A 19,310-nucleotide genomic window follows, 5' to 3' on the forward strand; every position below is an offset into this window, starting at 1 on the left:
GTCACAGTGATGTCCATCAAATCGAAAATGATGGGCACCACTTTGATGTCGCTTCTCGCCGTCGTCTACGACGGTCGTCGTGAGGTGCTTACCGCACAACGTCAGCCAGCACACCAGCACGATCACACCGAAAGTCACGCGCGACAGCCGGCTCAGCACTCTCGCGCACAGCGAAAACAGAAACAGAACGGCAAACCATTCGGCGCTGATCGACCACGACACGAAGTTCCAGCTCGCTTCGCGACGAAACATCGGCCGACGAACACCAGAAACGTCACCAGATACAGCGGATACACGCGCGCAAACCGCTTGACGATAAACGATCGATAGTCGACCCAGCCGAACGCGGTCGCTCGCGAAGGAAGATACGTATAGGCAAGGATGAAGCCGCGCAGCATGAAAAAGATGTCAACGCCCCAGACCCAGTTATCGATGAGTTGCACAATGCCCAGTGGCAGCCCCCTTCGTTGTCGGCAAAGTGATGAACGACGGCGAGCAACGCCGCGAACGCACGCGGTCCAGTCAGGCCGTAGATCTTTCCCATTGAATTGCCCGGCGATCACGCAAGTGAGCACGACGCAGCGCCAGGTAAAAGAGGTGCGGCCACGCGATGCGCGGCTCCCAGCGGCAAATAGTGTTGATGTAACGATGTTGCGAGACAGGCCTACCCTCCTCGCGCAGCCGGCCTTCGGTATCGGCTGTTTGCAGACTGATGCGGGTGTGGTTGCCGGTTCACCCGACAACGGGTGAGAGGCCGACGGCAGCCCGGCAATTGCATCGTATAAGTTCGCCGCAACGCGGTGTGTGCGCTAACACCCCACTTGATCGGTAAGGTCTCGAGGGTGCGCCGACGAGTCGCTTCGGGCCTGATACAGCCGTTTTCGGTCAGCGTTGCGCCGCGTCCGGCGCGATGTCGTGGCGCAACGCATGGCCAGCCTGGTCGGGAACGTGGAGCGGGTCGTACGACCGTGGCATCGCGAGGTTGCGCGCAACGACGGTATCGGCCTGTGCGCTCGGCTGCTGGCGTGGCGCGCCGTATGCGGCTATCGCTTGCGCGGGTGCCGACGCGAACCACAAGATCCTGCCGGTGCATTCCAGGCCAACCTGACGTCCGTTCCAGTAGACAGCGTTTTCCATCGCGACCTCTCCCGAACATGAAGAACGTCATCATCCGCGCTGCGCCTCGCGTGTCCGTCTGCCAGCGCACGTCGAGCCATCAGTAGTCGCTTCAATCATAGGTGGCCCGGTGCGCTGCGCATGACTTGTCACCAAATGAGGTTCTTTTGTCACGGCAATGCGGGAATGTGTTTGCCAACCCCTGTCAGTCAGTTGATTAATGACCAAATCTTTAAATAGTGTTTTGCGCGGTCAACGCGATGGGGAATGGTTCGTTTACAAAGAATTAGACTGCAAGTTATGCAATCGGCAAATTGCGTACGTTCAGTTCAGGAAAAGCGAAAAACCTGTCGATGCGGCAATGCACAAGTTTGTCACGTTTTAGTCATGCAACAACGTTAGATGCAGCGCGGCGAAAATATCGATCGGTCGTGCTGAAACATAGGCTGGCAAGGCTCGAGAGGGACTGGCAGAAGGAGCGGGAAAGAGATGATTTCGCGCTGGCAATTAAGCGGATCAAACAGACCGCGAAACGCAGGCAATAGTCAGACGATAAATTTTATTCAATCCCTCCGCTGGTGTGTCGGCTTGTGCCGTTAAAGCAACAGAGTGTGTATGACTCGCATCGGACACTGGTGCGATGCAGGGAACGAGGCCGATAATCGATTCGCAAAGGAGAAAGATCATGGATGCCAAACCACCGAAGATTCCGACCCCGGACAAAGTTCTTTACCCGGATCCGGAACCTGTGGCCGTCGAGTTTTTGGGAGCCGAGCTGCCCGAGCATGTTCGCGCTTTCTTTGACGAACAACGCAAGTCGTGCGATCCGAAGTAACGGTTCCTTGGCGCGGCGCAGCATTCGCTCTCGTCGATTTCACGCGCAGCGAATACTCGCGTCCTCATTCCGCGTCCGACATCTCCGTCATGACGTTGGATCAGCTCGCCTGAGTACAGCAGTTGCACTGGCCACGCGGCTCGAGCGTGTACGCGCGTCCTTCTCTCGCCCACTTCGCCCCGACGATCCGTGTGAATCGACCCGGTGCTCGCAGGTTGCGGCGCATCATTTATTCTTCTGGTTTTTCCGTCAACGGCCGCCCGGCCATATCCACCTCATGAACCATTTGCATCGCTTCGGCGCGTCATGCGCGCTCGTCATCGCCGCCGCCTTCGCCTTCTCGCCCGCCCCCGCCCTCGCCGACGGTGACGACACCGCGCTCACGAGCCTGATCGCGCTGGTTTCGCAGCGCCTTGCACTCGCGGAACCGGTCGCACGCTGGAAGTGGGCGAACCACCAGCCGATCACCGATACGCCGCGTGAAAACGCACTGCTCGCCGAGGTGGAAAAGCGCGCCGCGGCGGCAAACGTCGACCCGGCGTTCGCCCGCGCGTTCTTCCAGGATCAGATCGATGCGAGCAAAGACGTGCAGAACGCGCTCTTCGCGAACTGGCGTCGCACCCAGCCACCGCAAGGTCCCGCACCCGATCTCGCAACCAGCACCCGACCGCAGCTCGACAAGCTGACACAGTCGTTGATGGCGAGTCTGGCGCGCGTGCAGCCGCTGCGCGCGGCGGACGATTGTCCGTCGCGGGTCGCGCAATCGCTGGCCAACTGGAAGGCGCTGACGCGCTATGACTCTGCGCATTCGCGCGCGTTGACGCACGCACTCGGTCACGTGTGCGAGACGGGCGGAGTCGGCGCCACCGGCTGATTCCGGTAACGCCACGGCGCGCGCACGTCGCATAAACGTCACGCGACGATGCTCGACTCAGGGCTGTCACGCGACACGCTCAACGGCATCACGCGCAGGCCTCGCGCCAGATGGCTTTGCAGGATACGGTACGTCGAGAGTTCGAACGACCCAGCCAGCGTCGACGCATGCAGCTGCGCCGCCGCGACGAGCGAGGACGCGTGTCCGAGGTAGCGCCAGCGATCGACCACGTGGAAGATACCCTGCGCGTCCTCACGCTCCTCGAACACGATGGGCCCCTCGAACGGCCACGGCGCGTTCGCGGGATCGCTCTTCGTCACGCGCGGCAAGCGGTTGTGGCCCGGCCGCAGCGTTGCGATCCACTGCGCCTCCGCGAGCATCGCGCCGAGTTCTCCGCCGGTCGCGTGCCATTCGACGCGTCGCACGAGCTGCGCTAGCCGCATATCCTTCGACGAACGCCGCTCGCCAGTCAGATGCGAGCGCAGCCGCTGACGCACGCGCACGCTGCGACCGACATACAGCGGCGCATCGTCTTCGCCATAAAACGCATACACGCCACAGCCAGCCGGCGCGGTGTCGAGCAAATCTTCGGTGATGTCGCCGGCGAGCCGGTAGCGACGCGTCGTGCGCTCGATCTGCGCGCGCAGCGCTTCCAGCGGCACGAGCGTCGGCAGACGCTGCCAGAACTGCCAGATCAGATCGGCGTCGGCGAGCGCGCGGTGGCGGTCGGACGGCACCAGCGCATGGCGTTCGACCAGCGCATCGAGACCGTGGCGCTTTTCGCCGGGAAACAGCGCGCGCGACAGCCGCACCGTGCACAGCACGTCCGGATCGAACGCGATTCCCGCGCGACGAAATTCGCTGCGTAAAAATCCGCGATCGAAATTCGCGTTGTGCGCGACGAACAGCTTGCCGTTCAAACGCTCGAACAACGCGGGCGCGATCGACTCGAACGTCGGTGCGCCGCGCACCATGTCGTTCGTGATGCCGGTCAGCTGTTGGATGAACGACGGAATCGGCTGCTGCGGGTCGATCAGGCTGCTCCAGCGCGAGACGCCGGCCAGCCCGACTTCGACGACGCCAATCTCAGTAATGCGGTGCTCGCTCGTGGAGCCGCCGGTCGTTTCGAGATCTACGAAAACGATGGGTGAGTCGAGTGCCGGTTCCGGCGAAAGCAGTTCAGACATGGGACAAGGGATTCCGGCGCATGAATTTGCGGGAAGTATGCACCAGTTGGACGTTGCGCATCCAGACCGCGCCGCGTGCGCAGCTGGAAACTGCGTCGGCATGGGCCGTCGATTTTGCGCTGAAATCCCGCAGACGCTTAAACCAGACCATTAATCCTGACGTAGTCAATTCGTTTCGATGGATTATCTTCCGACAATAATGCGTATTGTTGAACCACGCAGTTACCGAAGATCCGACCTGGGAGACATCTAGATAAAAATAAAAACCCTCGCGCGACGGCGAGGGTTTTTCGCTCCCGATTGCGCGGGCGGCGCGCCCAGCCCAGCGCATTTACAGCGGCTGAATGTTGGCCGCCTGCTTGCCCTTCGGGCTGGTCTTGACTTCAAAAGACACGCGCTGATTTTCCTTCAACGACTTGAAGCCCTCGCTGCGGATCTCCGAAAAGTGCGCGAACAGATCCTCGCCACCCACGTCCGACGTAATGAAGCCAAAACCCTTAGCATCGTTGAACCATTTGACGATACCAGTTTCCATTTCCTGTTTCCTCTGTGATTTATCCAAAGCGGGCGTTGCCCTTGAATCGATCCAACCCCGATTCAATTGCCTATATCTGGTCAAGGCAGAAACAGCCAATCAAATTCGGCTTTGCCGTTATACGGGGAACAGAGAATGACCGTCAAGTAAACTTTTCATATGCGTTTAGCGTATAAAAAGATAAGACTTCAAACTACACGGATATAGGTCGGCGCGTCAAATTTACCTGAACGAAAATAATCGGAGTCCGCAAACGGGAAAATTTGCGAAAATATGCAATACAAATGTAACAAAGTCTATCTTTTCGTAAGTGTTTGTCCGACTTGTTGCGGCGCCGCCTCACTCGCATGATGGAAGTCAGTTGTAGCGATGCGCTTCAGGAGGTTGCCATGCTGTCCAAGGAAATTCACCGTCTCTTCACCTGGCTCACTCATTCGCACGCAAAGGTCATATCAGACCAGCCCGCACAGATCGGGGATTCATGCACCGTTTTCGACTTCGATCCGATGTGGCACGGAGACCACTGGCAGAACCTGCTCTCCTCGCCAATGGATGCGCGCCGTTATGTGATGGAAGACTGGAGCGTGCCCGCGCAGGCGGACTGGGACGACGCGGAAGGTACTGCGCCCGCTCATTAGAGACATTCGCGAAACTCGTCCGCCATAAAAAAAGCGCGACTGGAAGGTCGCGCTGACAAAGGTTTGGAGATCTTTTTCGTCAACGAAAAAGTCTGCTTCGGAAAGCAGAAATAACAGTATAGCGGTCATATGCAAGTTCGATTATTCACATAATTAACAATCGTCTATTGCCGCCACAACAACAATCGTTTTCCCGCATTTCTTCCCGTTGTTTTTCCGCATCGTTCGGTGTCGCGAATCAGCAACGCGCTTTAGGAAAATTCAGACGCCGAATCCGCCCAGTCGACGCAAAGCCTTTATCCATAAGGCTTGAATGGCGATTAGCGATCGTTTCTCCTCGCGTAATACTTTATTGCGCGAATCGGAACGCCAACTCCCGGAAGTGTCTCTCTAAACTCTGCCTAATCGGAAACCGGCGCGGATGTGGTCAACGCGCTTCTCACGCGGATTCCGCTTCTCGCAGCGCTCGCGTGAAGGTCTCCTAAGCCAGGGTTTTATACCTCTCTCGCTCTTGGAGTTATATCAATGAAGAAGACACTCATGGTCGCTGCCCTGTCGGGCGTTTTCGTAACGGCAGCGCACGCGCAAAGTAGCGTCACCCTGTATGGCCTGATCGACGCCGGAATCACTTATACGAACAACCAGCATCCGAATCCGAGTAGTAACCAGCACGGCGCCAACGTGGCGATGACGAGCGGCTCGGTGAACGGCAGCCGTTTCGGCCTGCGTGGCGCTGAAGATCTGGGCGGCGGTCTGAAGGCCATCTTCACGTTGGAGAACGGCTTCGGCATCAATGACGGCACGCTCAAGCAGAACAGCCGTCTGTTCGGCCGTCAGGCCTTCGTCGGTCTGTCGAGCGACCAGTTCGGTGCCGTGACCCTCGGCCGTCAATACGACAGCATGGTCGACTACGTCGGCCCGCTGGCACTGACCGGCACGCAGTACGGCGGCACGCAGTTCGCGCACCCGTTCGACAACGACAACTTGAACAACTCGTTCCGTATCAACAATTCGGCCAAATTCCAGAGCGCGAACTACGGCGGCTTCAAGTTTGGCGGCTTGTACGGCTTCTCGAACCAGGCTGCCGGCTTCGCCAACAACCGCGCTTACAGTGCGGGCGCGTCGTATAACTGGGGCGGCCTGAACGTTGCCGCTGCGTACATGCAACTGAACAGCAATGGCGCGAACAGCGCAGCCGCTGCGTTCAACTCGGGTGGCGCGGTGTCGGGCGACAACACGTTCTTCGCTCAGCGTCAGCAAACGTGGGGCGCAGGCGCCAACTACGCGTTCGGCCCGGCAACGGTCGGCCTCGTGTACTCGCAGACGAACCTGCATGGCTTGGCAGGTATCAGCGCGGCCGCATCGGGCATAACGAGCGGCATCGGCTTCCCGACCAACAGCGCTCAGTTCCAGAACTTTGAAGCCAACGCCCGTTACGCGCTGACGCCGGCAATCAGCATCGCTGGCGCGTACACGTACACCCGCGCCAACCTGTCGAGCTCGCACGTGCACTGGAACCAGGTCAACCTGCAAACCGCGTACGCATTGTCCAAGCGTACCGACGTGTATCTGCAAGGCGTGTATCAGGCAGCAAACGAAGACTCGATCGTTAACGCCTACATCAATGGCGTGGGCGGTGCTTCGGGCAACAACAAGCAAGTCGCTGTGACCGCAGGTCTGCGTCACCGCTTCTAAGCACTGCGCAAGGACTGGCAGTAGAGAAGGCGCCGTTCGCGGCGCCTTTTTTTATGTCCGTGCCGACGTGGGTTTTTGCCGCTTTGTGCGCAGGCCCACGTGCGTGCACGTGAGCCCAGGTCCTCGCCAGAGGCCTAGCGGCCGCTATCAGGCAGCGGATACTTGACGTCGAGAATGTCGATCGACTGCGGACCGCCCGGCGTGAATAGCATGACCGTATCGCCGACTTTAGCCTTTAGCAGCGCACGCGCAATGGGCGAAATCCAGCTTACGTGCCCGATGTCCAGGTCGACCTCGTCGACACCGACGATCGTCACCTGATGCTCTTCGCCGTCCTCGGTCGCATAGTCGACCGTCGCGCCAAAAAACACCTGGTCGACGTTCTCCTGCCGGCTGCTATCGACGACCTCGGCTAGATCGAGCCGCTTGGTCAGAAAACGGATGCGCCGGTCGATTTCCCGCAGACGGCGTTTGCCGTAGATGTAGTCGCCATTCTCCGAGCGGTCGCCGTTCGACGCCGCCCACGACACGAGCTTGACAACCTCGGGCCGCTCGACATCGATCAGATGCAGCAATTCATCACGCATACGCCGATGACCGGCGGGAGTCATGTAGTTTTTGGTGCCTGCGGGCACGTCGGGCTGGGCGATGTCGAGATCGTCATCGTTGTCTTCGCTCGACTCTTTGACAAAGGCCTTGTTCATAATCATCCATTAACAGCAACTAGCAACAATCTCATAAAAGGTTACACGATCGGGCCGGGGACACAAATCGCCGTGATGGGCTTCCGTTTTTCAGATCTGTTGGCTATAATCTCGTTTCTGTGTGCGGCTGTAGCTCAGTTGGATAGAGTACTTGGCTACGAACCAAGGGGTCGTGGGTTCGAATCCTGCCAGCCGCGCCACCTTATTCGAGAGCGCCCTTACAGGGAGCTCTCAGGTTTCATCAGTTTTTATAGTAAGCATCACCGTTTTGCGTGCGGCTGTAGCTCAGTTGGATAGAGTACTTGGCTACGAACCAAGGGGTCGTGGGTTCGAATCCTGCCAGCCGCACCACCTATGAAGGGCCTTCCAACCGGAAGGCCCTTTGTTTTTTCTGGCGCACCATGCCGTGCCCTTGCGCCAGCAACTCATCGCGGCGGCGACTGGATATCCCCAATTTGCCCATCCGGGTGCGGCAAGTCCTCGACGACCCCGCCCACCGTTTGCTCGCTGATCGTGTCGGTCCGCATGCCGGTCAGTGCTTGGCGCTCGCGCAGCACGTCGTCGACGGTATCGCCGAAACGGCTCACGACAAACGCCCGCAGCAAAGCAATGCGCAGCGAGTCGCCCATTCCCTCCGAGGCTCGCTGCCCGCCCTTGAACTCAGCGACGCATACCGCCCCTTTATCGCTCTGCTCGCGCACGTCGAGCCGCATCGCGCGCTCGAGCACAACGGCAGCCGCCTCCCATGATGCGGAAGGCGTGAAACGCCCGTCCCACGGACGACCACGATCGTTGCCGCGGATCGCAACAGTCTCGCCACTATCGGTAAAGTAGATTTCGCGCACGAAGTCGTGCAGGCTGCGCGCCACCCAGTAATCGAGCGCCACGTCAGCGAGGTCGGACACGTTCATCTGCGTTCCCCCTGGAGTTCAGGTGAGACCAGCCTTGAGTTGTATCCTGAGCCGCCGCACGAAAGATGCCTGACTGGCGTGAAGCGCCAGTCCAAGCCGCGCCGACGCCCAGCCGGAAGCCGTTCAGTAATCCGCGCGCTCGCGGTCGATGCGCATGCCGCCGTCGTGGCGGTGATGCCCCTCTTCACTCGGCCGCTCACGCGTGATGCGCATCACATCGGGATTCGTGCGCACGCGCCGCATCACATTGGCCAGATGCACCCGGTCGCTGACCTGGATCACGAAGCGCAGAATCGTGGATTCCTGCGACAGATCTTCGTCCATCGCGATATGGACGATGTTCGCGTCCGCCGATGTGATGTCGGCCGCTACGCGGGCGAACACGCCCTTGGTGTTCTTGACCAGTACCTTGACCGCGACATCGAACAGCCGCCCCGGCTGCGGTGCCCAAGCGACGTCGATCCAGCGGCCCGGATCGCGCCGGTGGATACGCTGCGCGACGCGGCAGTCGGTGGTATGAATCGCCATGCCGAGACCGATGCCGATATAGCCCATGATGTCGTCGCCCGGAATCGGACGGCAACACGCGGACAGCTGCACCGACATGCCCTCGGTACCGGTGATGACGACCGGCGGCGCGTGCGGCGTCGAACCGGACTCGGAGCGCGAGCCGTCGTCGTCGGCGTCGCGCCCGCTCATCAGCACTTCGATGCGCTTGGCCATCACCGCGGCGACTCGCCGGCCGAGACCGATGTCCGCGAAAATTTCCTGACGGTTCTTGTTGCCCGTCCACTGCACGAGCTTTTCCCACGCCTCCGGTGTCACATCCGATAGCGCAAGGCCATAGCCCTTCAACGCCTGATCGACGAGACGCTCGCCGAGCTGCACCGACTCGTTCAGACGCATCGTCTTCAGATAATGACGGATCGCCGAGCGCGCCTTGCCGCTGCGCACGAAGCCGAGCCATGCGGGGTTCGGCTTCGAATACGGCGCCGTGATGACTTCGACGATGTCGCCGCTCTTCAGCTCGGTACGCAACGGCAACAGCTCGTTGTTGATCTTCACCGCGACGCACTGGTTGCCGAGGTCGCTGTGGATCGAGTACGCGAAGTCGAGCGCGGTGGCGCCGCGCGGCAGCGCCATGATCTTCGACTTCGGCGTGAACACGTAGACCGCATCCGGGAACAGGTCGATCTTCACGTGCTCGAGGAATTCGCTCGAATCGCCCGCTTCGCTCTGAATGTCGAGCAGCGACTTCAGCCACTGGTGCGCACGCTTCTGCACGTCGTTCAGATCCGCGCTGCCGTTCTTGTACAGCCAGTGCGCGGCAACGCCCGCCTCGGCGATCTCGTGCATCTTGCGTGTGCGCACCTGAAACTCGATCGGTGCGCCGAACGGGCCGACGAGCGTGGTGTGCAGCGACTGATAGCCGTTCACCTTCGGGATCGCGATGTAATCCTTGAACTTGCCCGGAACAGGCTTGAAAAGCGCATGCAACGCGCCGATGCAGGTATAACACTCGAGCGCGCTCTCGACGACCACGCGAAAACCATACACGTCGAGCACCTGCGAAAACGACAGCTGCTTGTCGCGCATCTTCTTGTAAATGCTGAAGATGGTTTTCTCGCGACCGGTGACTTCGGCGTCGAGCTTCGCGTCCGCAATCGCGCGCTGCACCGATTCGAGAATCTTGCCGACCACCTCGCGACGATTGCCGCGCGCCGCCTTCACGGCTTTTTCGAGTGTCGCGTAACGGTGCGGGTTGAAGTTCGCGAAACTCAGGTCCTGCAGCTCGCGATAGGTATTATTCAGGCCGAGCCGGTGAGCGATCGGCGCGTAAATGTCTAGCGTTTCGCGCGCGACACGGCGACGTTTCTCCGACGGCACCGCGCCGAGCGTGCGCATGTTGTGCAGCCGGTCGGCGAGCTTCACGAGGATTACGCGCACGTCGCGCGCCATCGCGAGCAGCATCTTGCGGAAATTCTCCGCTTGCGCTTCCTCGCGATTGCGAAACTCCATCTTGTCCAGCTTGGACAACCCGTCGACCAGTTCCGCGACCTTCGCGCCGAAGCGCTCGGCGAGCTCTGCCTTGGTCACGCCCTGGTCTTCCATCACGTCGTGCAGCAGCGCCGCCATGATCGCCTGGGCGTCGAGATTCCAGCCCGCGCAGATTTCCGCGACGGCGACCGGATGCGTGATGTAGGGCTCGCCGCTCTGGCGATACTGGCCGAGGTGGGCTTCGTCGCTGAAGTGGAACGCCGCCTTGATGTCCTTGATCTCTTCCGGCTGCAGATAGCCGGACAGCGCAGACGTCAGATTGGCGATGGAGACGACATCATGCCGGCGCGGCTGCTCCGGCGTGGCGGTCGGCCCGAACAGATGGCGAAACGATTGCTCGAGGACCGCGTCGATGTACTTGCGTGCAGAGGACGGCGAGTCGGTGTCGTGCTCCGCTTCCGTGGCGGTGGGCGGGGTAGCACTCATGGTCGCCTCCGGTAGCGGTCAGGGTTGGACACAGTTCTGCACGTTGAGCAATCCGGTGTGGCGAATACCGGCAAGTCGAAAACGAAAATCCTTGCGCCTTAGACCGGCACCTTCTTCAGCATTTCGACGCCGACCTGACCCGATGCGATTTCACGCAGCGCGAGGACGGTGGGCTTGTCGCGGCTTTCGATTTTCGGCGTGTGGCCTTGAGCGAGCTGACGCGCGCGATAGGTTGCGGCAAGCGCGAGTTCGAAACGGTTCGGGATCTGTTTGAGGCAGTCTTCGACGGTAATGCGGGCCATGTTGGGTTCCTTCTCAGTATGTTGCTTATTCTACCTTATGTGCTTGACACCACGCCGCGCTCACGCGTGCGGCAGGTGGATGCCGAGCTGCATGAAAAGCTGCGTGTGACGCGCGTACTGCGACGCGAAGCGCGAGCGCGTCGCGCCGACGAGGCACTGCAACTCCGCCAGCGCGCGATCGAAGTTCTCGTTGATCACGACGTACTCCGCTTCGGCCGCGTGCGCGATCTCGCCGCCCGCCGCGAGCAAGCGTCGCGTGATTACGTTCGGCTCGTCCTGGCCGCGCTTTTTCAGACGCTCTTCGAGCGCTTCGAGCGACGGCGGCAGAATGAAGATCTCCACCGCGTTGTTGAATTGCTTCTTCACCTGCTGCGCACCCTGCCAGTCGATTTCGAGCAGCACGTCATGGCCGTTTTTCATCTGCTCCTCGATCCACACGCGCGACGTGCCGTAATAGTTGCCGTGCACTTCCGCGCTTTCGAGAAACTCGCCCGCGTCGTGACGCTGCATGAAATCTTCGACGCTCGTGAAGTGATAGTGCTCGCCGTCCTGCTCCTTCGGACGCGGCGGGCGCGTCGTGTAGGAGATCGACAGACGGATCGCGTCGTCGCTCGCGAGCAGCGCGTTCACGAGCGTCGACTTGCCCGCGCCCGACGGCGCGACGACCATGAACAGGTTGCCGGGATACGCGCCGGCGTACGAATGGCGCGCCGCGCCGGTTTCGCGTGGATGGTGGTCGGTCATGATGTGTGGTGCTCCAGCCTTATTCGAGATTCTGTACCTGCTCGCGCATCTGTTCGATCAAGAGCTTCAGCGTCATCGACGAATCCGCGAGTTCCTTCGCCGCCGCCTTCGAACCGAGCGTGTTCGCTTCGCGGTTCAGCTCCTGCATCATGAAGTCGAGCCGCTTGCCGACCTTGCCGCCCTTCTCGATCACGTGACGCGTTTCGTTCAGGTGCGCGGTGAGGCGCGACAGCTCTTCGGCGATGTCGATGCGAATGCCGTACATCGTCACTTCCTGGCGAATCCGCTCGTTGATCTCTTCGCGCGATACGATCGTCACGGCCGCATCCGGCGCGGCGATGCCGAGCGCTTCCTGCAGACGCTCGACGATTTTCTGCTGATGTCGCGCAATCAGTTCGGGCACGAGCGGGGTGATCTTCACGACGATCGTCTCCATTTCGGTGACGTTGGCGAGCAGCATCGTCGCGAGTTGCGCGCCTTCACGCGCGCGCACGTCGATCAGGTCCGCGATCGCCTGCTTGCCGCATCCGAGCACCGCTTCGCGCAGCGTCTCGGGCGCGATGCCGCTTTCGGCGAGCACGCCCGGCCAGCGCAGAATTTCGCCGGTGCGCAGACGGCCCGCTTCAGGAAACGTGCCGAGCACCGTGCGTTCCAGCTGCGCGAGTTGCGCGAGCGCGTCGCGGTTGATCGCGCCCGCGTTCGCCGACTGCTCGCTGCGCTGCAGATTCACGCGAATGTCGACCTTGCCGCGCGACAGCTTGTTCATCAGCATCTCGCGCAGCGTCGGTTCGACGACGCGCACGTCTTCCGGCATGCGGAAGTTCAGATCGAGAAAGCGCGAGTTCACCGTGCGCAATTCGACCGACACGCTGACGCCACCCGTGCCCGAGGCTGCCACGAGTTCGCGCGTGGCGCTCGCATAGCCAGTCATGCTGTAGATCATCGTATTTCTCGCGATTGGGGCCATGCGGTAGACGATGGCCTGAGAAGCGGATCGCCCGGCGTGTACGAGACGCGGGGCGGGGAATCGGCATTATCCCATTTTTGTCGCAGCCATCCGTATGGGCAACCGCCCTATCCGATCGGCGGTAAAATTAGCGTTTTTCCTCCGCCCTCCTCCAGCCCATCCCGACCCATTCCGACATGAGCAACGACACCCAACGCCCCAGCGGCCGCCAGCCCCACCAGTTGCGCGACGTGCGCATCACGCGTCACTACACGAAGCATGCGGAGGGCTCGGTGCTGGTCGAATTCGGCGACACCAAGGTGATCTGCACCGCGAGCGTCAGCGAGAGCGTACCGCCGTTTCTGCGCGATCGCGGCCAGGGCTGGCTCACCGCCGAATACGGCATGCTGCCGCGCGCCACCCATACCCGCAGCGACCGTGAAGCCGCGCGCGGCAAACAAACCGGCCGCACGCAGGAAATCCAGCGGCTGATCGGCCGCGCGCTGCGCTCGGTGTTCGATCTCGAGAAGCTCGGCGCGCGCACGCTCAATCTCGACTGCGACGTGATCCAGGCCGATGGCGGCACACGCACCGCGAGCATTACGGGCGCGTTCGTCGCCGCGCATGATGCGGTCGCCAGATTGCTTGCCACGGGCCGCATCGAAAGCTCGCCGATCCTGGATTACGTCGCCGCGATTTCGGTCGGCGTGTACGACGGCGTGCCGGTGCTCGACCTCGACTACGACGAAGACTCGCAGTGCGACACCGACATGAACGTCGTAATGACGGGGGCGGGCGGCTTCGTCGAAATTCAGGGTACCGCGGAAGGCGTGCCGTTCTCGCGCGAAGAAATGAATGCGCTGCTCGATCTCGCGAGCGACGGCATCAGCACGCTGATCGCGAAGCAGAAAGAGGCGCTGGGAGTGCAGCAGTGAATGAGGTTCGTCAGGACGGTGGCGGGAACAATGCTCACGGCGTAACGTCGGGAATGCCGCTGAAAAAGGTCGTGCTCGCGTCGAACAACGCGGGCAAGCTGCGCGAATTTGCGGCGCTGCTCGGCGCGGCCGGCATCGAGTTGATCGCGCAAGGCGAACTCAACGTGCCGGAAGCGGAAGAACCGCATCCCACCTTCGTTGAAAACGCGCTGACGAAGGCCCGTCACGCTGCGCGGCTCACCGGCCTGCCCGCGCTCGCCGACGACTCGGGCCTTTGCGTGCGCGCGCTGCGCGGCGCGCCGGGCGTCTACTCGGCCCGCTTCGCGCAACTCGCCGGCGGCGAGAAAAGCGACGCGGCGAACAACGCGCGCCTCGTCGACGAACTGCGGGACGTGAGCGACCGCCGCGGCTATTACTACTGCGTGCTCGCACTCGTGCGTCACGCGGACGATCCCGAACCGCTGATCGCCGAAGGCCGCTGGCATGGCGAAATCCTGGACGCGCCGCGCGGCGAGCATGGCTTCGGTTACGACCCGTACTTCTATCTGCCGTCGCTGAACGCGAGCGCCGCCGAACTCGAGCCGGCGGTCAAGAACGCGAGCAGCCATCGCGCGATCGCGCTGCGGCAACTGCTCGCGCGTCTGTCGGGGGAAGCGTGATTCCGATCCGATCGACGCCGGCGGACATCGGCAAGGGTGTCGTCAGTGCGTTCACGTCGCCGGGCAGCATCCGTTTGACGTCGCTGCCGCCACTTGCGCTGTACGTGCATTTCCCGTGGTGCGTGCGCAAGTGCCCCTACTGCGACTTCAATTCGCACGAGTGGAAAGGCGAGACGTTCCCGGAGAACGACTACCTCGACGCGTTGCGCGCCGACCTGGAAATGGCCTTGCCACTGATCTGGGGCCGCCAGGTGCATACGGTGTTCATCGGCGGCGGCACGCCTAGTTTGCTGTCGGCGGCGGGGCTCGATCGCATGCTGTCGGATATTCGCGCGCTGCTGCCGCTCGACGCCGACGCGGAAATCACGCTCGAAGCGAACCCCGGCACGTTCGAAGCCGACAAGTTCGCGCAGTTTCGCGCGAGCGGCGTGAACCGGCTGTCGGTGGGCATCCAGAGTTTCAACGAAACGCATCTGAAGGCGCTCGGCCGCATTCACGACGCGGCGCAGGCACGCCACGCGGTCGAAGTCGCCGCGACCACGTTCGACAACTTCAACCTCGACCTGATGTTCGCGCTGCCCAGGCAAACGCTCGCCGAATGTCAGGCCGACGTGGAAACGGCGTTGTCGTTTGCCCCGCCGCATCTGTCGCTGTATCACCTGACGCTCGAACCGAACACGCTATTCGCCAAGTTTCCGCCCGCGTTGCCCGACGATGACGCGTCCGCGGACATGCAGGACTGGATTCATCAACGCACCGCCGAGGCCGGCTACGGGCGCTACGAGGTGTCCGCGTATGCGCAGCCGCATCGGCAGAGCAAACACAATCTGAACTACTGGCGCTTCGGCGACTATCTCGGCATCGGCGCGGGCGCGCATACGAAGCTGTCGTTTCCTAATCGCATCGTGCGCCAGGCGCGCTACAAACATCCGACCACGTTCATCGAGCAGGCCAGGGCTGGTGCAAGCGTGCAGGAAGAGCATGAGGTCGGGCCGCGCGATCTGCCGTTCGAGTTCATGCTGAACGCGCTGCGCCTGGTAGAAGGATTTCCGGTGCATCGGTTCATCGAGCGCACGGGCCTGTCGATCACGACGATCGAGCCGGCGTTGCAGGTAGCGGAACAGCGCAAGCTGATCACACGCGACCACGAACGGATCGCGCCGACGCCGCTTGGGCAGGCGTTCCTGAACGACTTGCAGACGCTGTTCCTGAAAGATCCGCAGTGATGGCGGGTCACCTAGACTCGGCAGCGAAATCTTTTCAGGTTACAATTTGCGGCTTGGAGGTGTGGCCGAGTGGTTTAAGGCACCGGTCTTGAAAACCGGCGAAGGAGCAATCCTTCCGTGAGTTCGAATCTCACCGCCTCCGCCAGGCTTTCAAGAAAAACCCCGTAAGTTCAGTGACTTACGGGCTTTTTGTTTTTCTGGCCCGAGGTGGAGCAGTTCTCCGCTCTGATAGACCAGCGGTACGGTCGCTGCCCGCGAGCATCCGCGCTACGGGCGCGAAAAGCCGCAATGTTCGTGCGGGCGCTTTTTTCCGTTTCGTCGAGAGCCGTCGAGATTTTGGGCGGTCGCCCATGTACGGACTGCCTGTCGCACAGTAATTATCTGACTGCTGTCAACTCCGGCAGCGACTTCAGATAGACCATCGACACACCCATGTCCCTGTCCGTATTTGAAATGCACTCCGTGGAGCTGTTCTGCCAGCGGCCACCGGGTGCCTGTTATGTCATCTGCGACGAATGGCACTATAAGGCGTGCCTCGGCAAGGCCGCAGACCTTCAGAGGGCTAGGGCGGAGACCCGGGAATTTCTTGCTATCGCCGCACTGAATCGCAGGAAGTGGGAGGAGGACCGGAAACTGATTAGGAATCTCATTGGCAGTCACTGGCTGTTTTTTCATGATGTACGGGACCGCAACCCTGATACCGATGGCTGGTGGGTGATCGTTGCTCTTCTCGAAGAGATTCGCCGGGGCAAACTGCTTGCCGTTAAAGGTCCGCGTAATGGCCTGTTTCCGTCACCGTACAGCAGCACGCCGTTAATGAATCCCATAGCGAGGACAGGCAGTCACCCGGACGGCGAACCCATTTTGTCCGTCCAGTATGATCCGGCCACCTGGCAAACCCGGTTGAACGCTGCGCGGGCAGCCAGGGCTGGCGATAGAGGCTCATCAACGCTGCTCGGCGACGCGCAGCCGTTTGAGTATGTGCCTGATGCGTTGAGCGGCGATGTGGTTGAACTCGCCGAGAGCACGAACAACCCAAACTACGCGGCGAAGATGCTGGGGTATGACCGCAAGACCTTCGGCAGGATGATCCATATGATGAAAGAAGACAATCGAATGCGCGGGGACGACAACGTTATTTGGCACGACGATGGGAATGTCGAGTTCAGAGGCGCGATCATCGACAACATGCATAGCTGGGCACCCTGAGAGAAACAGAGATGGCACCCGAACACAAACTCGCCCACGCAGCGTTCACGATCTATCAGGACACCGAGCCGCCCGAATTCTGGACGAACTATTTTGGCGTATCACCATCTCGCGCGGGAGCCAAAGGGCAGCCCAGGTTAATGCCGTCCGGCATGATGAGCAGCATTCCTTGGCGGCAAGGCACATGGATCGTTTCGAGCGCGGAGGCAATAATGAGCGACGATCTGACGCCTCATCTTCGCTATCTGGTGGGCCACCTCGGGCTACCCCGTGCCGATTTGCGAGAACTCATCGAGCGCACTTGCGCGCAGATGCGCTTCTTCTGCTATTGGGACAACGAGAGCGGCGACCGCGTGCCTGACGTGCCCGACGATATTCGCACCATGATGGAAGCCATGGGCGGCACGGTCGAGATCGATGAATATCGATAGAGCCTCGCTCGAATGCACAAGCCGATGCTCGGGAATTGGCTTTTTTTGCAACCCTGCAAGGCATAGCGCGAGTGTTATGGGCCGCACTTCTGAATTAATCCTCTATGCTGCAAACAGGCACGGCCCACACTTCCATCATCGGCCGGCGCTGTTCCATCAAATCGGTGCGGTGATAAGCCGCCTAAATCTTGTTCGACACGGTATGGGCAAGCGCCCGCTCGGCAAGGTCGCGCGCATAGCCCTGTTCGCTGGCCCAATCGCGGGAGCTTGAACGGAAGCCGTGCAATGTCGCCGTGCGCCCCGGCGTGTTGCTGTTCGCCTTCATAGGCTGCGCAATTGTCGATTTTGGTCTCTTCGAGGATGCGCTCGCGGATTGCGGGCGCTGCGCGCGCAGCCAGGGCTGGCAATAGAGGCGCGTCAACGCTGCTCGGCGACGAATCTAGAAAAACATCATCGGCAATATGCAGGACTATGCAAACTGATCTTCATACGATGAACGCACATCAACTCGCACATGCATCATTTTCGATAGCCGGGGATGATTTAGATCCCGAAGTCTGGACCCGATATTTCAGCGTTACACCGGATACGGCGATAGTCAAAGGGGAGCGGTTTATGACTCCGTCGGGGCGACTGAGCAGCGTTCCGGGGCGTACCGGCGTATGGGGGGTGAGAAGCAAAGCCGCCGTTCGTAGCGACTCCCTGGAACCGCATCTCCGCTATCTTATTGATCGCCTGAACTTGCCGCGAGATGACTTGCGCCAGCTACTCGCAGACAAGGGCGCACAGATGCGTTTCTTCTGTTATTGGGACAACGAGAGCGGCGACCGCGTGCCTGATGTGCCCGACGATATTCGCACCATGATGGAAACCATGGGCGGCACCGCTGAGATCGATGAATATCGATAGAGCCTCGCTCGAATTCACAAGCCGATCCTCGCGAGTCGGCTTTTTTGTGCGACCTTGTAAGGCACAGCGCGAGTGTTATGGGCCGCACTTCTGAATTAATCCTCTATGTCGCAAACATGCACGGCCCCCGTACCCACCATCACGACCTAAACCACCGCCACCGCCTCAACCTCGATCTTGAACCCATAGTGCAACTGCGGCACCGGCACGACCGCGCGCGCCGGCCTTGCCTCGCCGGCCCAGCCCGCATAGATCTGATTGAAGCTCGCCCAATGTTCGACATCGACGACATACACGCGTACCTGCACCAGTTGCGCGACGCTGCTGCCGACGCTTTCGAGCGCCGCCTTCACATTGGCCAGAACCTGTTCGGCCTGCGCGTCGAACGACGCATCGGCGAGCTTTTCGCCTTGCGCGTTGATCGGCAACTGCCCGGACACGAAGACGAAGCCATTCGCGACCGCGACATGACTGTAGTGGCCGCCGGGTTTCGCCAGCGCGGCCGGATTGTCGGTGTGGGGCAAACGTGAGGCGTGCGTGCTATCGGTCATCGACCACTCCAGAAGTGAAAATCTCGGAGCGATTCATCGCCGTGCTTCATTCAGCACGAACCCGCGCACGACGCATCACGCATCACGCGTCCGCCATCTCGAGCTTTTCGCGCGCATCCGCGCAACGACGATTCAGATCGCGATGCATCAACTGGCTATCGAGCAGAGCCGATACATCCGTCAACCCGTGATCAAAGCGCAAGACGTATTCGATGTCGGTGTAATCGTAATAAGCGCCGCTGTCGGCCAGCCGTTGCGCTTCGGCGAATGCCGCAAATTGCCGTTCGCCGTTCATCAGGTCTTTGATCGCCATGAGTGCCGCTCCGAGGAACAGTGACTTCATCATAGCAATGCAAACCGCAACGCACGGTGGTGCGCGCGCAACACCAGGTGTTTTCCGGAGACGCGTCCGATGAACT

General features: G+C 60.7%; 23 protein-coding genes and 3 tRNA genes. 13 read left to right on the forward strand and 13 right to left on the reverse strand.

Annotated elements, in window-relative coordinates:
- A partial coding sequence (locus HWY30_RS41070; RefSeq protein ID WP_208524316.1) for a hypothetical protein occupies positions 1-222 on the reverse strand: 222 nt, incomplete at its 3' end.
- 663 nt (positions 223-885) lie between these two features.
- Positions 886-1,137 (reverse strand): hypothetical protein, encoded by a 252-nt coding sequence (locus tag HWY30_RS16530; protein WP_090801440.1) that lies wholly within the window; start codon positions 1,135-1,137, stop codon positions 886-888.
- A 664-nt stretch (positions 1,138-1,801) separates the two neighbouring features.
- Between HWY30_RS16530 and HWY30_RS16535 the strand changes: the two genes are divergently transcribed.
- Entirely contained in the window at positions 1,802-1,951 is a 150-nt protein-coding gene (locus tag HWY30_RS16535; protein WP_018421453.1) for a hypothetical protein, read from the forward strand.
- 277 nt (positions 1,952-2,228) lie between these two features.
- Positions 2,229-2,825: a chorismate mutase gene (locus HWY30_RS16540; protein ID WP_090801442.1), complete on the forward strand. Its 597-nt coding sequence runs from the start codon at positions 2,229-2,231 to the stop codon at positions 2,823-2,825.
- A gap of 38 nt (positions 2,826-2,863) precedes the next feature.
- On the opposite strand, the gene HWY30_RS16545 is transcribed toward HWY30_RS16540, so the two are convergent.
- Positions 2,864-4,012: an exonuclease domain-containing protein gene (locus tag HWY30_RS16545; RefSeq protein WP_090801444.1), complete on the reverse strand. Its 1,149-nt coding sequence runs from the start codon at positions 4,010-4,012 to the stop codon at positions 2,864-2,866.
- A gap of 331 nt (positions 4,013-4,343) precedes the next feature.
- Complete coding sequence (locus HWY30_RS16550) at positions 4,344-4,547, reverse strand: cold-shock protein (RefSeq protein WP_090801445.1); 204 nt, start codon at positions 4,545-4,547, stop codon at positions 4,344-4,346.
- A 389-nt stretch (positions 4,548-4,936) separates the two neighbouring features.
- Here HWY30_RS16550 and HWY30_RS16555 point away from each other — a divergent pair, with 389 nt between their 5' ends.
- Positions 4,937-5,185, forward strand: coding sequence for a hypothetical protein (locus HWY30_RS16555; RefSeq protein ID WP_090805424.1), 249 nt, complete (start codon positions 4,937-4,939; stop codon positions 5,183-5,185).
- A gap of 525 nt (positions 5,186-5,710) precedes the next feature.
- Entirely contained in the window at positions 5,711-6,880 is a 1,170-nt protein-coding gene (locus HWY30_RS16560) for a porin (RefSeq protein ID WP_090801447.1), read from the forward strand.
- Positions 6,881-7,014: 134 nt separating this feature from the next.
- Here HWY30_RS16560 and greB read toward each other — a convergent pair whose 3' ends face one another.
- Positions 7,015-7,584 carry a transcription elongation factor GreB gene (greB, locus tag HWY30_RS16565; protein WP_090805426.1) on the reverse strand — a complete coding sequence of 190 codons (570 nt, stop codon included), beginning with the start codon at positions 7,582-7,584 and terminating at the stop codon, positions 7,015-7,017.
- A gap of 123 nt (positions 7,585-7,707) precedes the next feature.
- On the opposite strand from greB, the gene HWY30_RS16570 reads away from it, so the two are divergent.
- A tRNA-Arg gene (locus HWY30_RS16570) sits at positions 7,708-7,784 on the forward strand.
- 74 nt (positions 7,785-7,858) lie between these two features.
- Positions 7,859-7,935 (forward strand) — tRNA-Arg (locus HWY30_RS16575).
- Positions 7,936-8,009: 74 nt separating this feature from the next.
- On the opposite strand, the gene HWY30_RS16580 is transcribed toward HWY30_RS16575, so the two are convergent.
- The 5 genes from HWY30_RS16580 to HWY30_RS16600 all read right to left on the reverse strand — a co-directional run bounded on the left by HWY30_RS16580 (position 8,010) and on the right by HWY30_RS16600 (position 12,968).
- Positions 8,010-8,495 carry a phage protein NinX family protein gene (locus HWY30_RS16580; RefSeq protein ID WP_090801449.1) on the reverse strand — a complete coding sequence of 162 codons (486 nt, stop codon included), beginning with the start codon at positions 8,493-8,495 and terminating at the stop codon, positions 8,010-8,012.
- 123 nt (positions 8,496-8,618) lie between these two features.
- On the reverse strand, positions 8,619-10,979 hold the full coding sequence (locus HWY30_RS16585) for a RelA/SpoT family protein (RefSeq protein ID WP_090801451.1): 2,361 nt from the start codon (positions 10,977-10,979) through the stop codon (positions 8,619-8,621).
- A gap of 98 nt (positions 10,980-11,077) precedes the next feature.
- Positions 11,078-11,281, reverse strand: a complete 204-nt coding sequence (gene rpoZ, locus HWY30_RS16590; protein ID WP_008921215.1) for a DNA-directed RNA polymerase subunit omega — start codon at positions 11,279-11,281, stop codon at positions 11,078-11,080.
- A 60-nt stretch (positions 11,282-11,341) separates the two neighbouring features.
- A complete protein-coding gene (gmk, locus tag HWY30_RS16595) occupies positions 11,342-12,025 on the reverse strand; it encodes a guanylate kinase (protein ID WP_090801453.1) in 684 nt (227 codons plus the stop codon).
- 19 nt (positions 12,026-12,044) lie between these two features.
- Positions 12,045-12,968 carry a YicC/YloC family endoribonuclease gene (locus tag HWY30_RS16600; RefSeq protein WP_090801455.1) on the reverse strand — a complete coding sequence of 308 codons (924 nt, stop codon included), beginning with the start codon at positions 12,966-12,968 and terminating at the stop codon, positions 12,045-12,047.
- Between the two features lie 200 nt (positions 12,969-13,168).
- On the opposite strand from HWY30_RS16600, the gene rph reads away from it, so the two are divergent.
- From rph to HWY30_RS16630, 6 genes are all read left to right on the forward strand, one after another.
- Positions 13,169-13,906 carry a ribonuclease PH gene (rph, locus tag HWY30_RS16605; RefSeq protein ID WP_090801456.1) on the forward strand — a complete coding sequence of 246 codons (738 nt, stop codon included), beginning with the start codon at positions 13,169-13,171 and terminating at the stop codon, positions 13,904-13,906.
- Positions 13,903-14,565 (forward strand): RdgB/HAM1 family non-canonical purine NTP pyrophosphatase, encoded by a 663-nt coding sequence (gene rdgB / locus HWY30_RS16610; RefSeq protein ID WP_090801458.1) that lies wholly within the window; start codon positions 13,903-13,905, stop codon positions 14,563-14,565. The genes rph and rdgB overlap by 4 nt, the downstream gene beginning before the upstream one ends.
- Positions 14,562-15,791, forward strand: a complete 1,230-nt coding sequence (gene hemW, locus HWY30_RS16615; protein WP_090801459.1) for a radical SAM family heme chaperone HemW — start codon at positions 14,562-14,564, stop codon at positions 15,789-15,791. The genes rdgB and hemW overlap by 4 nt, the downstream gene beginning before the upstream one ends.
- Positions 15,792-15,846: 55 nt before the next feature.
- Positions 15,847-15,936 (forward strand) — tRNA-Ser (locus HWY30_RS16620).
- A 287-nt stretch (positions 15,937-16,223) separates the two neighbouring features.
- Positions 16,224-17,000, forward strand: a complete 777-nt coding sequence (locus HWY30_RS16625; RefSeq protein ID WP_090801461.1) for a hypothetical protein — start codon at positions 16,224-16,226, stop codon at positions 16,998-17,000.
- A gap of 11 nt (positions 17,001-17,011) precedes the next feature.
- Positions 17,012-17,431 (forward strand): DUF4279 domain-containing protein, encoded by a 420-nt coding sequence (locus HWY30_RS16630; protein ID WP_090801462.1) that lies wholly within the window; start codon positions 17,012-17,014, stop codon positions 17,429-17,431.
- A gap of 181 nt (positions 17,432-17,612) precedes the next feature.
- Here the strand turns inward: HWY30_RS16630 and HWY30_RS41075 are convergent, their stop codons facing one another.
- Complete coding sequence (locus HWY30_RS41075) at positions 17,613-17,852, reverse strand: hypothetical protein (protein WP_208524317.1); 240 nt, start codon at positions 17,850-17,852, stop codon at positions 17,613-17,615.
- A 50-nt stretch (positions 17,853-17,902) separates the two neighbouring features.
- Between HWY30_RS41075 and HWY30_RS16640 the strand changes: the two genes are divergently transcribed.
- Positions 17,903-18,340: a DUF4279 domain-containing protein gene (locus HWY30_RS16640; RefSeq protein ID WP_244144925.1), complete on the forward strand. Its 438-nt coding sequence runs from the start codon at positions 17,903-17,905 to the stop codon at positions 18,338-18,340.
- 146 nt (positions 18,341-18,486) lie between these two features.
- On the opposite strand, the gene HWY30_RS16645 is transcribed toward HWY30_RS16640, so the two are convergent.
- Both HWY30_RS16645 and HWY30_RS16650 read right to left on the reverse strand, forming a co-directional pair.
- On the reverse strand, positions 18,487-18,891 hold the full coding sequence (locus HWY30_RS16645; protein WP_090801464.1) for a RidA family protein: 405 nt from the start codon (positions 18,889-18,891) through the stop codon (positions 18,487-18,489).
- 82 nt (positions 18,892-18,973) lie between these two features.
- On the reverse strand, positions 18,974-19,204 hold the full coding sequence (locus HWY30_RS16650; protein ID WP_090805429.1) for a hypothetical protein: 231 nt from the start codon (positions 19,202-19,204) through the stop codon (positions 18,974-18,976).
- Positions 19,205-19,310 lie beyond the last annotated feature (106 nt).

It is taken from the genome of Paraburkholderia tuberum STM678, assembly GCF_902833905.1.
Lineage (GTDB): Bacteria > Pseudomonadota > Gammaproteobacteria > Burkholderiales > Burkholderiaceae > Paraburkholderia > Paraburkholderia tuberum.

Coding starts and splice junctions, on each gene's coding strand:
- HWY30_RS16530 (WP_090801440.1), bottom strand. CDS start 1,137: ATGGAAAACGCTGTCTACTGGAACGGACGTCAGGTTGGCCTGGAATGC.
- HWY30_RS16535 (WP_018421453.1), top strand. CDS start 1,802: ATGGATGCCAAACCACCGAAGATTCCGACCCCGGACAAAGTTCTTTAC.
- HWY30_RS16540 (WP_090801442.1), top strand. CDS start 2,229: ATGAACCATTTGCATCGCTTCGGCGCGTCATGCGCGCTCGTCATCGCC.
- HWY30_RS16545 (WP_090801444.1), bottom strand. CDS start 4,012: ATGTCTGAACTGCTTTCGCCGGAACCGGCACTCGACTCACCCATCGTT.
- HWY30_RS16550 (WP_090801445.1), bottom strand. CDS start 4,547: ATGGAAACTGGTATCGTCAAATGGTTCAACGATGCTAAGGGTTTTGGC.
- HWY30_RS16555 (WP_090805424.1), top strand. CDS start 4,937: ATGCTGTCCAAGGAAATTCACCGTCTCTTCACCTGGCTCACTCATTCG.
- HWY30_RS16560 (WP_090801447.1), top strand. CDS start 5,711: ATGAAGAAGACACTCATGGTCGCTGCCCTGTCGGGCGTTTTCGTAACG.
- greB (WP_090805426.1), bottom strand. CDS start 7,584: ATGAACAAGGCCTTTGTCAAAGAGTCGAGCGAAGACAACGATGACGAT.
- HWY30_RS16580 (WP_090801449.1), bottom strand. CDS start 8,495: ATGAACGTGTCCGACCTCGCTGACGTGGCGCTCGATTACTGGGTGGCG.
- HWY30_RS16585 (WP_090801451.1), bottom strand. CDS start 10,979: ATGAGTGCTACCCCGCCCACCGCCACGGAAGCGGAGCACGACACCGAC.
- rpoZ (WP_008921215.1), bottom strand. CDS start 11,281: ATGGCCCGCATTACCGTCGAAGACTGCCTCAAACAGATCCCGAACCGT.
- gmk (WP_090801453.1), bottom strand. CDS start 12,025: ATGACCGACCACCATCCACGCGAAACCGGCGCGGCGCGCCATTCGTAC.
- HWY30_RS16600 (WP_090801455.1), bottom strand. CDS start 12,968: ATGATCTACAGCATGACTGGCTATGCGAGCGCCACGCGCGAACTCGTG.
- rph (WP_090801456.1), top strand. CDS start 13,169: ATGAGCAACGACACCCAACGCCCCAGCGGCCGCCAGCCCCACCAGTTG.
- HWY30_RS16625 (WP_090801461.1), top strand. CDS start 16,224: ATGTCCCTGTCCGTATTTGAAATGCACTCCGTGGAGCTGTTCTGCCAG.
- HWY30_RS16630 (WP_090801462.1), top strand. CDS start 17,012: ATGGCACCCGAACACAAACTCGCCCACGCAGCGTTCACGATCTATCAG.
- HWY30_RS16640 (WP_244144925.1), top strand. CDS start 17,903: ATGCAAACTGATCTTCATACGATGAACGCACATCAACTCGCACATGCA.
- HWY30_RS16645 (WP_090801464.1), bottom strand. CDS start 18,891: ATGACCGATAGCACGCACGCCTCACGTTTGCCCCACACCGACAATCCG.
- HWY30_RS16650 (WP_090805429.1), bottom strand. CDS start 19,204: ATGGCGATCAAAGACCTGATGAACGGCGAACGGCAATTTGCGGCATTC.